This is a genomic window from Micromonospora sp. RB23 (assembly GCF_053585025.1).
This window is the reverse complement of the sequence record NZ_CM132111.1, coordinates 2,420,488-2,435,674: the sequence shown is the minus strand read 5'-3', so window position 1 is coordinate 2,435,674 and position 15,187 is coordinate 2,420,488. Positions and strand designations below refer to the sequence as shown.

Genomic DNA, 15,187 nt, shown 5'->3' with positions numbered 1-15,187 from the left:
CGGTTTCACCTAACGCGAGTGGATCAAGGCGAGAGCGGCCGGTCAGCGGATCTTGGGTCGGGTGCCCATCGGACGGGCGCTTGGCCGCGCGCGAGCGGATCTCGCACAGTAGGTTGGCGGGGTGACAGGACGGTTCCCGATCGAAGACGTCTCCCCCGTCGTCTCGTGCGGGCGGTACCCGGCCAAGGCGGTCGTCGACGAGCCGGTTCCGGTGTCGGCGCGCGCCTACCGGGAGGGGCACGACGCGCTGGGCTGCAACGTGGTGTGGGCCGGGCCGGACGGCGAGGAACGGCCGTTCACCCGGATGCGCCCCGGCGAGCCGGGCCAGGACCGTTGGCACGCCACCATCGCGCCGGACGCCGTCGGCGCGTGGACCTTCACCGTCGAGGCTTTCCAGGACCCGTACCTGACGTGGCAGAACGCGGTGACCAAGAAGATCGCCGCCGGGCAGGGCCCGGAAGACCTCGCCAACGACCTGGCCGAGGGCGCGCGGGTGCTGGCCGCTGCCCGGGACCTGGTGCCGGCCGCGGACCGCGCGAGCGTCGCCGACGCGCTCAGCGCCCTCGCCGACACCGACCTCTCCCTGCCGCAGCGCGTCGGGCCGGCGCTCGCCCTGGCCGACCTGCTCTGGGAGCACCCGGTACGGGAGTTGGTCACGGTCGGTGACGCGTACTCCATCTGGGTTGACCGCAAGCGGGCCCTCTTCTCGGCCTGGTACGAGTTCTTCCCGCGCTCCGAAGGAGCCGCGGGTGGCCGCTCCGGCACCTTCGCCACCGCGACCGAGCGGCTGCCGGGCGTCGCCGCGATGGGCTTCGACGTGCTCTACCTGCCGCCGATCCACCCGATCGGCCGGGTCAACCGCAAGGGCCGCAACAACGCGCTCACCGCCGGGCCGACCGACGTCGGCTCGCCGTGGGCGATCGGCGCCGCCGAGGGCGGGCACGACACGATCCACCCCGACCTGGGTACGCCGGCGGACTTCCGGGCCTTCATCGAGGCGGCCGCGGCGCAGGGCCTGGAGGTGGCGATGGACCTGGCGTTGCAGTGCGCGCCGGATCACCCGTGGGTCACCGAGCACCCGGAGTGGTTCACCACCCGGGCCGACGGCAGCATCGCGTACGCGGAGAACCCGCCGAAGAAGTACCAGGACATCTACCCGGTCAACTTCGACAACGACCCCGAGGGCATCCGGGCCGAGGTGCTGCGGGTGGTGCTGCACTGGGTGGGCGAGGGCATCAGGATCTTCCGGGTGGACAACCCGCACACCAAGCCGTTCGACTTCTGGCACTGGCTGATCGCCGAGGTCAAGAAGGTCGACGAGGACGTGCTGTTCCTCGCCGAGGCGTTCACCCGGCCGGCCATCATGCACGGGCTCGGCAAGGTCGGCTTCACGCAGTCGTACACCTATTTCACCTGGCGCACGACGGCCGCGCAGATGCGGGAGTACTGCGAGGAGCTGGTCGCGTCGGCCGACTACATGCGCCCGAACTTCTGGCCGAACACGCCGGACATCCTGCACGAGTCGTTGCAGCACGGCGGTCCGCCGATGTTCAAAATCCGGGCGGTGCTGGCGGCGCTGCTCTCCCCCTCCTGGGGCCTGTACGCGGGCTACGAGCTGTTCGAGCACGTGGCCCGCCCGGGCGCGGAGGAGTACCTGGACAACGAGAAGTACGAGCTGCGCCCGCGCGACTGGGCCACCGCCGAGGCGCAGGGCCGCTCGCTGGCGCCGTTCCTGACCATCCTCAATCGGGTACGCCGCGACAACCCGGCCCTGCACCAGCTCCGCAACCTGCGCTTCCACGAGATCGACAACCCGGCGCTGCTGTGCTGGTCGAAGCACGACCCGGAGACCGGCAACACGGTCATCGTGGTCTGCTCGTTCGACTCGCGCGAGGTGCAGTGGGGCAACACCACCCTCGACATGCCGGCGCTCGGCTTCGACTGGCACGAACGCTTCACCGTGTACGACGAACTGACCGGCGCCAGCTACGACTGGGGACAGCGCAACGCGGTACGGCTCGACCCGTACCTGCAACCGGCGCACGTGCTGACCGTCCGCCGCCCGACGCCGCCCGCCGTGCCCGAGCCGGCCGGCGTCGAACCGGCGCACCTCACCGTCACCGACGTTCCGGACGACCTGTCCGGCGGCACCGCCCCGGTGACCCCGGCCACCGAGCCGTCCCTCCCGGCCAGCGGCGGAGAGCCCTCGGCTACCCAGCCGTCGCCGCCGGCCACCGCGCCCGTGGATCCAGCCGGCACGACGCCGCCCCCGGCCAGCACGTCGGTGCCCCCGGCCACCGCGCCGGTGATCCCAGCCAGCGCGCCGCCTGTCCCAGCCACCGCGGTGACCCCGGCCAGCGGGGCGGTGACGCCGGCCATCCTGGCGTCCCGCGCGGCTGCCCGCGCGGCTGCCGCCCAGTCCTCGGCCGGCCGCCGCCCGGCTGCCACCCGCCCGTCCGCCTCCGCGCCGACCGCTTCCGCACCGAAGGACGACCGATGGACCAGCTGATCACCGGTGTGACGCACGACCCGCACGCGCTGCTCGGGGCGCACCCCGCCGAGGGGTCGACCACGATTCGCACGATGCGCCGGGGCGCGGGTGACGTGACACTGCTCGTCGGCGACGAGCGGCACCCCATGAAGCGGGTGCACGACCACGGCGTCTTCGAGGCGCAGGTCGAGGGCACCGTGCTCGACTACCGGGTGGAGGTCGACGGCACGACGCACGACGACCCCTACCGCTATCCGCCCACCGTCGGCGAGCTGGACCTGCACCTCATCGGCGAGGGTCGGCACGAGCGGCTGTGGGACGCGCTCGGCGCGCGGGTGTTCGACGAGGGCGTGGCGTTCAGCGTGTGGGCGCCCAACGCCCAGGGCGTGCGCGTCGTCGGCGACTTCACCGGCTGGGGCGCGGACGACGGCTGGCCGATGCGGTCGCTCGGCTCCAGCGGCGTCTGGGAGCTGTTCGTCCCCAACGCCCGCGTCGGCGCCCGCTACAAGTACCGGGTACTCGGCGCCGACGGACGGTGGCGGGACAAGGCCGACCCCCTGGCCGCGTACGCGGAGGTGCCGCCGGCCACCGCATCGGTGGTGTACCACTCGACGTACCGCTGGAACGACGCCGACTGGCTGGCCCGGCGGGCCGAGCGGCAGCCGCACCAGCAGCCGATGAGCGTGTACGAGGTGCACCTCGGCTCGTGGCGGCCCGGCCTCGGCTACCGGGAGCTGGCCGACCAGCTCACCGCGTACGTCACCGAGCTGGGCTTCACGCACGTGGAGTTCCTGCCCGTGATGGAGCACCCGTTCGGCGGTTCCTGGGGCTACCAGGTGACCGGCTACTACGCGCCGACGTCCCGCTTCGGCGACCCGGACGAGTTCCGCCACCTCGTCGACGCCCTGCACGCCGCCGGCGTCGGCGTGATCCTCGACTGGGTGCCCGCGCACTTCCCCAAGGACGAGTGGGCCCTCGCGCGGTTCGACGGCACCCCGCTGTACGAGCACCCCGACCCCCGCCGGGGCGAGCACCCCGACTGGGGCACGTACGTCTTCGACTTCGGCCGCCGCGAGGTGCGCAACTTCCTGGTCGCCAACGCGCTCTACTGGTGCGACCAGTTCCACGTGGACGGGCTGCGCGTCGACGCGGTCGCCTCGATGCTCTACCTGGACTACTCCCGCGAGGAGGGCCAGTGGGCCCCCAACCAGTACGGCGGTCGGGAGAACCTGGAGGCCATCGCGCTCATGCAGGAGGTGAACGCGACGGTCTACAAGCACCACGCCGGGGTCGTGATGATCGCCGAGGAGTCCACCGCGTGGCCGGGGGTCACCGGGCCCACCGCCAACGGCGGGCTGGGCTTCGGGTTCAAGTGGAACATGGGCTGGATGCACGACACCCTGCTCTACACCTCCAAGGACCCCATCTACCGCCAGCACCACCACCACCAGCTCACGTTCTCCCTGGCGTACGCCTGGAGTGAGAACTACGTGCTGCCGATCAGCCACGACGAGGTCGTGCACGGCAAGGGCTCGCTGGCCGGCAAGATGCCCGGCGACACCTGGCAACGCTTGGCGAACGTCCGGGCGCTGCTGGCGTACATGTGGGCGCACCCCGGCAAGCAGCTGCTGTTCATGGGCTCCGAGTTGGCCGACGACCGGGAGTGGAGCGAGGAACGCGGCCTCGACTGGTACCTGCTGCACGACCCGGCCCGCGCCGGCGTGCAGCGGCTCGTCGGTGACCTCAACCGCGTCTACCGGGCCACCCCGGCACTCTGGGCGCAGGACACCGAACCGGCCGGGTTCCGCTGGATCGCCGGCGACGACGTCGCCAACAACACTGTCTCGTTCGTCCGGATCGCCCCGGACGGCTCGACGCTGGTGTGCGTGGCGAACTTCTCGGCCCAGCCGCTGCACGACTACCGGATCGGGCTACCGGCCGGCGGTACGTGGACCGAGGTGCTCAACACCGACGCGCACCACTACGGCGGGTCCGGGGTGGGCAACCTGGGCGAGGTGCACGCCGAGGACGTGCCGTGGCACGGACTGGTGGCGTCGGCGGCCCTCCAGGTGCCCCCACTGGGCGTCATCTGGCTCCGCCGCGACTGAGCGTCCCCGTCATTCCCGGCTTGATCGTGCTCGATCCTGGATGTAGTGGCCTCGTTCGCACATGGAGGGGCCTGTTTCCTGGATCGAGCACGATCATGGATAGCGCGTAGCGCCTCCCGCAGAGCCGCGGGCCGTCAGACCAGGCCGGCGTCGCGGAGTAGCTGCCACAGGCCGGCGCCGTCGGGCGCGGACAGCCACTTCTGCCCCACCGGCCCCGACGAGGGCCGCCCGGCAGGCGCGGGCAGGCTACCGGCCAGCACCGACTGCGTCGGGGACAGCCTGCGGATCGCCACGCCGGCGACGTTCTCGGGGTGCGCGGCGGCAAACTCCCGGTAGATCTCCTGGTCGTGCTGGCCGTCGTCGCCGACCAGCAGCCAGCGCACGTCGGGGAACTCCTTGGCGAGCCGCGCGAGGGTGGAACGCTTGTGCTCCATGCCGCTGCGGAACCAGCGGTCGGCGGTCGGACCCCAGTCGGTGAGCAGCAGCGGCCCGGCCGGGTAGAGGTGCCGGGACAGGAACCGCGTCAACGTCGGCGCGACGTTCCACGCGCCGGTGGAGAGGTAGAAGACCGGAGCGCCGGGGTGCGCGGTGACCAGTCGCTCGTAGAGCACCGCCATGCCGGGTACGGCGGCGCGGGCGTGCTCGTCGAGGACGAAGGTGTTCCACGCGGCGAGCAGCGGTCGGGGCAGCGCCGTGACCATCACCGTGTCGTCGATGTCGGAGAGGATGCCGAACTTGACGTCCGGGTCGAGGATGCGCACGGGGGCGTCGACGGGCTCGGCGTCGGGGACGCTGAGCCGTACGGTGCCCCAGCCGGGTGGCAGGTCGGCCTCGACGAGCGTGTCGACGAAGCCGCTGCGGTCGGCCTGAGCCTCGTGGCGCACCCCGCCGGCCTCGATCTGCACGGTGACGTGCTTGGCGGGCAGGGTGGTGAAGCTGCGCCAGCCGCGAACCTTCTCGAGCCGGCCCCGCTGCCGGGTGTCGGGGCGACCGAGCAGCACCCGGCACATGACGCGTACCCAGCCGGGACGACCGTAGCCGGTGTAGGCGACGATGTTCATCCGCCAGCCGGTACGCCGCAGCCGACGCTCCACGAGCTGGTGCACGGCGTCTTCGATCCGCGCGGCCCGGTGCAGATTCGGCACGGCCAGCTCGCCGGCGGGTGTGGGTGGCACCCGCCAACCCTGCCACACCTCGCCGGGGACGGCCACGCGAGCCGGCCCGAACCTCGGGCACGCGAGCCGGCCCGAACCTCGGGCACGCGAGCCGGCCCGAACCCCGGCCACGCGAGCCGCTCGGACTGGGCCGAACCGGCCCGACCGGCCCACGGTCCGTGAAACACTCCGGTCGGGACGACGACGGGGGCGTGGTCGTGTCGCATCCAGAGCAGCACCGCGGGCGGTGGCGTCCGCGACTCGACCGGCCGGCGCTCGTGGCGCTGCTGTTCGGGCTGGTCGGTGTGGGTTACCGGCTGGTCCTGACGCTGTACACCGTGCCGGTGTCGAACAGCGACGAGGCGACCTTCGGGCTGGCCGCCCTGCACATCGGGCAGGGCCGGGAGCACCCGGTCTTCCTCTACGGCCAGCACTACATGGGGATGCTGGAGTCGTACCTGGCGGCGCCGCTGCTCGCCGTGTTCGGGCCGAGCTGGCCGGTGCTGCGGCTGCCGATGCTCGCCCTGTACGCGATCTTCCTCTACCTCGCGTACCGGCTCACCCGTCGGGTCTACACGCCGTGGTTCGCCGTCCTCGTGGTCGGTCTGCTGGCGTTGGGGTCCGAGCGGGTGGTGCGTGACCAGCTCACCGTGGTCGGTGGCCGGCCGGAGGTCAAACCGGCGGTGCTGTTGATGCTGCTGATCGCCGTGGGGTTGGCCGCCGGGTCGGTGCGCCACCGTCGGCTGGCCGTCGCGTTGTTCGGCCTACTGGCCGGGCTGGCCGCCTGGTCGGACTGGCTGATCCTGCCGTACCTGGCGGTCGCCGCGTTGGCGCTGGTCTGGGCGGTGCGCCGGGAACTGCTCGGCTGGTCCGGGCTGCTGCTGGTGGCGGGTTTCGTGGTGGGGATCGCGCCGATGATCGTCGACAACCTGCGTGCCGGGCCGGGTGAGGACTCGCTGACGGTGTTCCGGGAGGTCAGCACCAAGGCCGGTCCGCTGCCGCCGTGGTCGGACCGGATCCGGGGCGGTCTGCTGGAGGGGGTGCCGCTGGCGCACGGGCTCTGCCCGGTCGACGGCTGCGGCCGTTGGCAGCAGTGGTTCGGCCTGCTCTACCCGGCGCTGCTGGTGGCCGCCGCGGTGCTCGCGCTCCTCGCGTACCGCCGGGCCGCGGGCACGACCTCCGGCGGCCGCGCCGCGGGCACGCCACGGGCCGCGCGGGTCGGGCCGGTCGTGCAGCTCGCGCTGGTCGTCGGCGCGGCGTTGACCCTTCTGTCGTACGTCCGCAGCCCGCTCGCCGCGACCAGCCCGCTGGACAACGCCCGCTACCTGTCGGTGCTGCAACTGTCGCTGCCGGCGGTGCTCTGGCCGCTCTGGGCGGCGGGCCTGGCCGGCTGGCGGGGCACGGTGGGCGTGCTCGGCCGGCTGACCGGCGCGCTGGCCACCGCCGTGCTGGCGGCCCTGGCCGCGACGACGCTCGTGGTCACCGTGCTCTTCGCGACCGGCGGCACGATCGCGTCCCGGACCGAGGAGCGCCAGGCCCGGGAGCTGGCCGCCGCGCTGCGCGCCGACGGACCCCGCGAGGTGTACGGGGACTACTGGACCTGCAACCGGCTGATCTTCAACACGGACGAGACGGTGGTCTGCGGGGTGCTCGACGGCAACCTGTCCCCCGGTCAGAACCGCTACCGGCCGTACTGGCGGCAGGTCGGGCGGGCCGCCCGACCGGGTTACGTGGTGGAGGTCGACTCGCCGATGGACCGGCGGCTGCGCCGGCTGCTCGCCGACCGGTCCGACGCCGCGCCGGTACGCGAGGTGGGTGGCTATCGCGTGTACCACCCCGACACCCCGGTGCGGCCCTGGCGCTGAGGACGGGTCGTACGCTGGCCGGGCCGTCGCCGTACCCGTTCGAGGAGACCCGATGCTCATCCTGCTGCCGCCCTCGGAGGGCAAGGCCGACGCCGGCACCGGACGGCGGTGGACGCCGGACAAGCTCTCGCTGCCGGAGCTGAACCCGGCCCGCGAGCGGGTGCTCGACGCGCTCGTGGCGCTCAGCGCGGGGCCCGACGAGGAGGCGGCGTTGGCCGCGCTCGGGCTCAGTGACGGTCAGCGCGGCGAGCTGCGTCGCAACGCCCGGCTGCGGGAGGCCGCGACCGCCCCGGCGGAGCGGCTCTACACCGGGGTGCTGTACGAGGCGTTGGAGCTGGCCACGCTGCCACCGGCGGCGCTGCGGGCGGCCCGCCGGTCGATCCTCATCAGCTCCGGGCTGTGGGGCGCGGTACGCCTCGCCGACCGGATCCCGCCGTACCGCTGCCCGATCGGCGTCCGCCTGCCCGACGTCGGGGCGCTGTCGACGTACTGGCGCGGGGAGTTGACGCCGGTCCTGGCCGGCGCGGCCGGTCGGGGCCCGGTGCTGGACCTGCGCTCCGGCGCGTACGCGGCCACCTGGACGCCGCGCGGTGAGCTGGCCGAACGGACGGTCACCGTGCGGGTGCTGCACGAGCGGGAGGTCGACGGCGTGCCCGTCCGCTCGGTCGTGAGCCACTTCAACAAGGCGACGAAGGGGCGGCTGGTCCGGGATCTGCTCGTCGCCGGCGCCAAGCCGCGCACCGCCCGGGAGTGGGTCGGCATCCTGCGGGAGCTGAAGCACACGGTGGTGGAGGAGCCGGCCGCCGCCGGGCGGGTACGGCAGGTGGATCTGGTGGTCACCGACCTGTGACGGGGCGAGAGCCGCAAGATTTGCTCAAGGCTGGGCGGGACACGTTCCGTAACGGCCGCGCAGGGGCCACGGTAGGGGAACCCAGACTCCGACGAGGGAGCCTCAGTTGGTCCGCGACCCCGCCCTGCTCGACCGGCCCCGCCCGCCGGCGACGCCACCCCCGCTGGACTGGCTGACCCTGGGCGACGCGTTCGAGGCGGCCTGCCTGCTGCGCTGCACCGCGCCTGCGACGGGCGCCCGGTCGACCGCCGCGCTGCCGTCGCACCTGCCCGGGGTCGAGTTCAACCGGGAGGACGCCGCGCAGCGGATGCGCCAGTTGCTCGCCCGCCTCGACATCCCGGTGACCCAGGAGGTGACGGTCGGCGGGCTGCGCCGCCGCTACGAGCTGCACCGGCTCTGGGTGCCACCGGAGCACCGGGGCGCGTACGGACGGATGATGGATGCCGGCTGGTGGCAGGGACGTCGGGAGCTGTTGGGCGGTCCCGTGCCGGGCGCGTCGCCGGCCCGCCGCCGGTGGATGTCCCGGCTCGCGGCGGCGGCGTGGCGGTCGGCGCTGCTGGCCGGCGGGCGGCACGTGCGGCGGCACATCCTCGGTGTGCGGCTCACCGACCGGGAGTTGGCCGCCGTGCTGATCCGCAGCGCCGCCGTGCTCGACGTGCCGGCCGCACTCCGCGCGGGCACCGGCTGTTTCCTGGTGAGCGTGGCCGACGGGCCGGACCGGGAACGCATCCTGCGCAGCGCGTCGATGGAGCCGGCGCGTGACGCGACGCCGGACCGACGCCCGGCCTGCTGACCGGGGGCATCTACCAGCGGTACTGACGGATGCGGGCTTGCGCGGGCCCGCCGGAGCGCGCACAGTGCACCGCGTGAGTCGTACCTCGTCTCCTCGGGCCGGTCGACGTCGCGCGTGGGCGGCGGCGCTGGCGCTGGTCGTGGCCCTGCCCGTCGCCGGCTGCCGCGACGACCCGGGCGCGCCCGTGGAGATCCGGATCGCGACCGGCAGCCCCACCGCCGTCTACTACGCGTTCGGGCAGTCCCTCGCGACGATCCTCAACCGCGAACTGCCCGAGGTACGGGCCAGCGTGGTGGTCACCGCGGCCTCGGCGGAGAACGTCCGCCTGGTCAGCTCGGGCGCGGCCGAGCTGGGCTTCACCCAGGCCGACGTGCTGCCCACGAGCCCGACGCGGAGTCCGTCGGTGGACGCGGTGGCCCGGGTGTACGACGACCAACTGCACCTGGTCACGACCGACGGCGGTCCGGTCCGCACGGTCGGCGACCTACGGGGTCGGCGGGTGTCCGTAGGCGCTGCCGGCTCCGGCACCGAGATCACCGCCACCCGGCTGCTGGACGTGGCCCGGCTCGGCGGCGACGCGGTACGCCGGGAACGCCTCGGCCTGGACGACTCGGTGACCGCCCTGCGCTCGGGACGCATCGACGCGTTCTTCTTCTCCGGTGGTCTGCCGGTGCGGGGCATCGAGGAGTTGGCCGGGCGCAGCGCCACCCGGATCGTCGACCTGGGCGAGTGGACGGAGCCGCTGCGCGCCCGCTACGGGCAGGTCTACGTCTCCCGGGACATCCCCCGCTCGGTGTACGGGATGAACCCGGTGACCACGGTCGCCGACCCGAACTATCTCATCGTGCGGGCCAACCTGCCGGAGCCGCTGGTCCGGGAGGTGACCCGACTGCTGATGGAACGTCGGGCCGAACTGGGGGCGGCCCATCCGGCGGCGGGACGGATGAGCCCGCGCTCGGCGATCGCCACCGCCCCGCTGCCGCTGCACCCGGGCGCCGCCGCCTGGTACCGGGCAGCCAAGCCCTGAGTCGCCGGGCCGTCAGCCCGCCGGGGTGGGCCACAGGTCGGCGGCCGGGTCGCCGTCCACCGAACCTTCCACCGGCTCGGCCGCCGGGAACCACACGCCGGCGACCAGCCCGCGAGGTGTGCCCGCACGCATGGTGAGCCGCCCGTCGGAGGCGTCCACCAGCACGGCGACGATGGTCAGGCCGAGCCCGGCGCCGTCGACGTTCTGCGCGTCCGGGGCCCGCCAGAACCGCTCGGTGGCCTGACGGAGCTGACTCTCGGTCATACCCGGGCCGGTGTCGCGCACCTCCAACAGGACCCCGTCGTCGCGGCGGGCCACGGTCACCGTCACCGCCCCGCCGGCCCCGCTGAACTTCACCGCGTTGTCGATCAGGGCGTCCAGCGCCTGGTCGACGGCGGTCGGCACGGTCCGCGCGTACGCCGGAGCGTCGCTCGTGGCCAGGCGCAGCGCGACCGACCGGTGCCGGGCCAACGGCGCCCACGCGGCCACCCGGGAGGCCGCCACCGCCGCCGCGTCCACGGTGACCCGCTCGTTCTCCTCGCGTTCGGCCCGGGCCAGGGTGAGCAGCGCGTCGAGCACCAGCGCCAACCGGTCGGTCTCCTCCAACGCCAGCCGGTGCTCGGAGCGCCCGTCCGCGTCGGTGAGGCTGGGACCCAGCTCCTCCACCCGCAGCCGCAGCGCCGTGAGCGGATTACGGAGCTGGTGGCTGGCGTGCGCGACGAACGCGCGCTGGCGGTCCATCACGTCGGAGACCACGTCGGCCATGTGGTTGAAGCTGGCCGCGAGGCGGCGTAGCTCCGGCGGACCGAGTCGGTGCTGCACGCGGGCGCCCCGGTCGCCCTCGGCGATCTCGTGGGTGACCGCGTCCAGCTCGGTGACCGGCCGCAGCACCCAGCCGGCCAGCCCGAACGCGGTGAGCACGCAGGCCAGCACGACGAGCAGGCCGGCCAGGGTGAGCAGCAGCCACCAGGTGGTCACCGCGCGGCGGATCTCGCCGGCCGGCGTCACGATCACCACCGCGCCGAGGACCTCACCGCCGTCGTTGATGGGCACCGCCACCACCACCGGACCGGCGGACCACGGCCAGACCGACTCGGGCGCGCTGGACTGCTGCCCGGACAGCGCGAGGTCCAGGACCGTGGCGGTACCCGTGGACCGCCAGCTCGCCGAGTCGACGACGATGCCCCGGTCCCGGTCGACGACCGCCGCGCCGATCCCGTACAGCTCGTCGTAGCTGCGCAGCTCCGCGCCGATCGGGCCGGGCTCCCCACCGCGCAGCGCCGGACCGGCCAGCGACGCGAAGCGGGTGGCGTCGGCGAGCCGGTCCGCGCGTACCCGCTCGGTCTCCCGGCTGGCCAGGGTGACGGCGAGCGGGCTCTCCAGCGCGACGAGGACGAGCACCATCAGCAGCAGGTAACTGATCACCAGTCGGCGGCGCACGGCGTCCCCTCACGCATCGCGCAGCCGGTAGCCGACCCCGCGGACGGTCTCCACCAGCCGTGCGTCACCCAGCTTGCCGCGCAACGACCCGACGTGCACCTCGACGGTGTGCGGGTCGCCCCACGTGGTGCCCCAGGCGTCCAGCAGGATCCGGTCGCGGGGCACCGCCACCCCCGGCTGGCGGGCGAGCGACAGCAGCACGTCGAACTCCTTGCGGGTCAGCGTCACCGCACGCCCTGCCACCGTCACCGTTCGGGCGGCCACGTCGATGCGCACCGCCCCCGCCTCGATCAGGTGCCGCTCGGGGGCGGCGTTCGCGGCCCGGCGCAGCACCGCCTCGATCCGGGCCTGCAACTCCACCATCGAGAACGGTTTGACCACGTAGTCGTCCGCGCCCAGGCGCAACCCGAGGACCCGGTCACGCTCCTCGCCCCGCGCGGTCACCGCGATGATGCCGAGCTGGCTGCTGCGCCGGCGCAGCTCCCGACACACCTCGGTGCCGTCGCCGTCGGGCAGGGTCAGATCGAGCAGCACCAGGTCACAGGGGGCGGCGGAGAGCGCCGCGGCGACGGTGGCGGCGTGCTCGACCTGGTAACCACGACGGGTCAGGGCGGAGGAGAGCGCGGCGGCAACCCGGCGGTCGTCCTCCACCAGCAGGATCCGCACCGTGCCCCCATCCGTCGCAGCCGTCCTGCGAATGGTGGCAGAAGCCCGCCGCGAGCGGGAGAGCCGCCTCCCGGTCGGCTCCCCTAGAGACCGAACGTGTCGTCGGCGACCGCGTCCCGCACGCCGTCGGTGAAGCCCCGGAAACCCGGATCGTCGTGCCGTGCCGGAACGCTTGTGACGTTGACGCCGCTGGCCTGGGTGACGGCGTCGACCAGGGGCGGAAAGTCGATCTCGGCGTCGTCGAAGGCGTCGTCGTCCGCCTCGGCCAGGTTGATCACGTGCTGCACGTCGTCGGACGGGGTGTCCGGGTCCTCGGCCCACTCGCCGCCGGCCCGGTAGCACTCGTCGTACAGCCCGCGCTGGGTGTCGGTCCAGTCGTCGTCGTAGCTCGCCATCGTCCATCCCTTTCCGGCCGGTCCACCTGAGCATGACGGGAGGTGGCCGACGTCGGCGGCGGTACGGCCGAAACGTGGGCGACGTAGTCTGCGGAGGTGATCTACAAGCTGTTGCCGACCGTCGAGTGGGACGACGCCCAAGCCGCCGGTGCCGTCGCCGGCTCGGCCCTGGACCGCCAGGACGGTTTCATCCACCTCTCCGCCGCCGACCAGGTGGTGGAGACGGCTCGCCGGCACTTCTCCGGCGTCACCGGCCTCACCCTGCTGGGCGTGGACCCCGACCGGCTGGCCGACGCCCTGCGCTGGGAACCGTCGCGCGGCGGGCAGCTCTTCCCCCACCTGTACGGGCCGCTGCCGCTGAGCGCGGTGGTGACGGCCCGGGCACTGCCGGCGGACACCCCGGTCGCCGACGCGGTCGCCGCCCTGCTCGACTGAGGCACAGGTCTTCGCCGCTGACACGACCGCGCCCGGTCCGACGGTGTCGGGCCGGGCGCGGGACGTGTCAGGTCAGCGGCAGAGCCGGGTGATCTCCTCGGCGAACCGGTCCATCGGGTTGGCCTCCGCCGGCCCCAACAGGTAGGTCTTCAGCTCGCGGCGCGCCTCGGTCATCGGGTCGTCGCCGGTCCGGGTCACCGCCACGATCTTCTCCAGCTCACCGCAGTCGGCGGAGAGCAGGTACGCGGCCCGCGCGGTCGGGTACTCCCGGCGGAACTCGTCCTCCGGCAGGCCGGCCGGGTTGGCCACCACGTACGGCCGCTGACTCTGCACGAAGTCCGAGACCACACTGGACACGTCGCTGATCAGCAGGTCGGTCTGGTTGAAACAGTCGAACAGCCCGGGCGTACGGCCGGTCACCACGAGGTGCCCGGTGCCGTCCAGGGACGCGGCGTGGGGGTTGCCGCCGGCGGCCCGGATCGCCTCGACGATCCGCTCGTGCACCGCCTTGGCCACCTTGGACCGTGACCCGGTGAGCGGGTGCGGCTTGTAGATCAGACGCACCCCGGGGTTGTTCGCCAGCAGGCCCTTGACGATCCGCTCACCCATCAGCACCAGCGAGGTGTGGTACGGGTCGTCGTCGAGCCAACCCTCCCAGGTGGGCGCGTAGAGGACGGTGAACGGACGGTCCACCGACTCCGCCCCGAAGGTGTGCACGCCGGCCAACTGCGGCCGGCCGATCTCCACGATGTCCGCGTCGAGCACGCCCACCCCGGCACGGGCGTACCGCTCCCGGCCGGCGAGACCGGCGACCCAGACCTCGTCGTACACCTTGCTGTAGGGGTTGACGCTGGCCTGCTTGTCGCTGTCGCCGTGCCCCACGAAGACGTGCTTCATGCCGGGCTCGCGCAGCATGTGGATGTTCGCGCCGACGTTCGCGGCGTAGAGGGCCGCGCGGACGCTGCCGAGTTCGAGGTTCATGAAGTCCACCCCGGCCGGTACGCAGATCACCGGCAGCCGGGTGTCGGCCAGTTCGGCGAACGCCTCCCGGCTACGCATCAGCACCACGGCACGCTGGTTCAGCGCCTCGGCCGGAGCGAGCCACATGTTGGCCTGGTAGACGTCCTTGGCGGGACCGGCGAAGTAGAGCGCCACCTCGGGCCGGTACGTGTCGAGCCAGCGCTGCACGGCCGGCAGCAGCGGACCCTGGCCGGAGCCCCGGCCACGCAGCCACGTGACGGCGATGATCGCGCCCACCACCCCGGTCGCCGCGACCGTCACCGCGGCGGCGACGAAGTACGGCGTCGGCTCGTGCCGTACGGCGGCGACCACCGCGGCCGGGATCAGCAGGAGGTTGAGCAGGGGCATCCGCTCCCCCGCGACCGCCGCGGCCCAGGCCGGCGGGCGAGGGGCCGAGCGCAGGGGGCCCAGCTCGATGTTGCGGACCAGGGCGGACTGCGGGTTACGACGATCGATCATGGTGGAGAGCGCGCCCGCGAAGACCGAGACGACCCACACCGCCGCCGGCAGGATCAGCAGGAGGCTCAGTTCGACGCCGTCGAGCGCGACCTCGGCGGCGACCAGCAGCACGGCCGACAGATCACGGGTCAACTGGCGGTAGGCCCAGGTCAGACCGACCTTCTCCAGCAGCACCTGCGACGGCGGAGACCAGCGGGCGACGGCGAACTCGCCGACCACCGCCGCCAGTCCGGCGACGGCGAACAGGCCGACCCAACCAAAGGCGCCCGCGACGAGCATGACCAGGTAGGCCAGCACCAGCAGCGCGCTCTGCGCCGCAACGCCGATGCGTCCCGTTAACGTGCCGAACAAAGGTACAGCTCCCTATTCGAGTGGTGACCGGCTGGGCGGGTGGGCCCTCGACGGCGACGCCGAGGGGCGGGTGACGGACGACACTGGCGGGCGCGACGACGTGGAGTTCGCTGCCTCGCGCGCCACCGGGTCA

General features: G+C 73.3%; 11 protein-coding genes and 1 pseudogene. 7 read left to right on the top strand and 5 right to left on the bottom strand.

Annotated features, from left to right (window positions below; all coding sequences use genetic code 11):
* Positions 1-121 precede the first annotated feature (121 nt).
* Together ACTFTM_RS11160 and glgB are read left to right on the top strand one after the other, a co-directional pair.
* Positions 122-2,170, top strand: a pseudogene (locus tag ACTFTM_RS11160) (alpha-1,4-glucan--maltose-1-phosphate maltosyltransferase); the annotation flags it as partial.
* Between the two features lie 326 nt (positions 2,171-2,496).
* Positions 2,497-4,599, top strand: coding sequence for a 1,4-alpha-glucan branching protein GlgB (glgB, locus tag ACTFTM_RS11155; RefSeq protein ID WP_449565721.1), 2,103 nt, complete (start codon positions 2,497-2,499; stop codon positions 4,597-4,599).
* 134 nt (positions 4,600-4,733) lie between these two features.
* Here the strand turns inward: glgB and ACTFTM_RS11150 are convergent, their stop codons facing one another.
* Complete coding sequence (locus ACTFTM_RS11150) at positions 4,734-5,774, bottom strand: App1 family protein (protein ID WP_449566606.1); 1,041 nt, start codon at positions 5,772-5,774, stop codon at positions 4,734-4,736.
* Between the two features lie 197 nt (positions 5,775-5,971).
* Here ACTFTM_RS11150 and ACTFTM_RS11145 point away from each other — a divergent pair, with 197 nt between their 5' ends.
* The 4 genes from ACTFTM_RS11145 (at position 5,972) to ACTFTM_RS11130 (ending at position 10,288) form a co-directional block, all read left to right on the top strand.
* Positions 5,972-7,618 (top strand): ArnT family glycosyltransferase, encoded by a 1,647-nt coding sequence (locus tag ACTFTM_RS11145; RefSeq protein WP_449565720.1) that lies wholly within the window; start codon positions 5,972-5,974, stop codon positions 7,616-7,618.
* A gap of 52 nt (positions 7,619-7,670) precedes the next feature.
* Positions 7,671-8,468 carry a peroxide stress protein YaaA gene (yaaA, locus tag ACTFTM_RS11140; RefSeq protein ID WP_449565719.1) on the top strand — a complete coding sequence of 266 codons (798 nt, stop codon included), beginning with the start codon at positions 7,671-7,673 and terminating at the stop codon, positions 8,466-8,468.
* A gap of 106 nt (positions 8,469-8,574) precedes the next feature.
* Positions 8,575-9,261 (top strand): hypothetical protein, encoded by a 687-nt coding sequence (locus ACTFTM_RS11135; protein ID WP_449565718.1) that lies wholly within the window; start codon positions 8,575-8,577, stop codon positions 9,259-9,261.
* Positions 9,262-9,334: 73 nt separating this feature from the next.
* Positions 9,335-10,288, top strand: coding sequence for a TAXI family TRAP transporter solute-binding subunit (locus ACTFTM_RS11130; RefSeq protein ID WP_449565717.1), 954 nt, complete (start codon positions 9,335-9,337; stop codon positions 10,286-10,288).
* A 12-nt stretch (positions 10,289-10,300) separates the two neighbouring features.
* Here the strand turns inward: ACTFTM_RS11130 and ACTFTM_RS11125 are convergent, their stop codons facing one another.
* The 3 genes from ACTFTM_RS11125 to ACTFTM_RS11115 form a co-directional block, all read right to left on the bottom strand.
* A complete protein-coding gene (locus ACTFTM_RS11125; RefSeq protein ID WP_449565716.1) occupies positions 10,301-11,728 on the bottom strand; it encodes a sensor histidine kinase in 1,428 nt (475 codons plus the stop codon).
* 9 nt (positions 11,729-11,737) lie between these two features.
* Positions 11,738-12,394: a response regulator transcription factor gene (locus ACTFTM_RS11120; protein ID WP_355050323.1), complete on the bottom strand. Its 657-nt coding sequence runs from the start codon at positions 12,392-12,394 to the stop codon at positions 11,738-11,740.
* An 83-nt stretch (positions 12,395-12,477) separates the two neighbouring features.
* Positions 12,478-12,789: a hypothetical protein gene (locus tag ACTFTM_RS11115; protein ID WP_355050324.1), complete on the bottom strand. Its 312-nt coding sequence runs from the start codon at positions 12,787-12,789 to the stop codon at positions 12,478-12,480.
* A gap of 96 nt (positions 12,790-12,885) precedes the next feature.
* Here ACTFTM_RS11115 and ACTFTM_RS11110 point away from each other — a divergent pair, with 96 nt between their 5' ends.
* Positions 12,886-13,224 (top strand): DUF952 domain-containing protein, encoded by a 339-nt coding sequence (locus ACTFTM_RS11110; RefSeq protein WP_449565715.1) that lies wholly within the window; start codon positions 12,886-12,888, stop codon positions 13,222-13,224.
* Between the two features lie 72 nt (positions 13,225-13,296).
* On the opposite strand, the gene ACTFTM_RS11105 is transcribed toward ACTFTM_RS11110, so the two are convergent.
* The gene (locus ACTFTM_RS11105; RefSeq protein WP_449565714.1) at positions 13,297-15,054 is read right to left on the bottom strand and encodes a CDP-glycerol glycerophosphotransferase family protein; all 1,758 of its coding nucleotides are present in this window, start codon (positions 15,052-15,054) and stop codon (positions 13,297-13,299) included.
* Positions 15,055-15,187 lie beyond the last annotated feature (133 nt).

What these genes read in the sequence shown, in the direction of transcription:
- glgB (WP_449565721.1), top strand. Translation starts at nt 2,497, where the DNA reads ATGGACCAGCTGATCACCGGTGTGACGCACGACCCGCACGCGCTGCTC.
- yaaA (WP_449565719.1), top strand. Translation starts at nt 7,671, where the DNA reads ATGCTCATCCTGCTGCCGCCCTCGGAGGGCAAGGCCGACGCCGGCACC.
- ACTFTM_RS11115 (WP_355050324.1), bottom strand. Translation starts at nt 12,789, where the DNA reads ATGGCGAGCTACGACGACGACTGGACCGACACCCAGCGCGGGCTGTAC.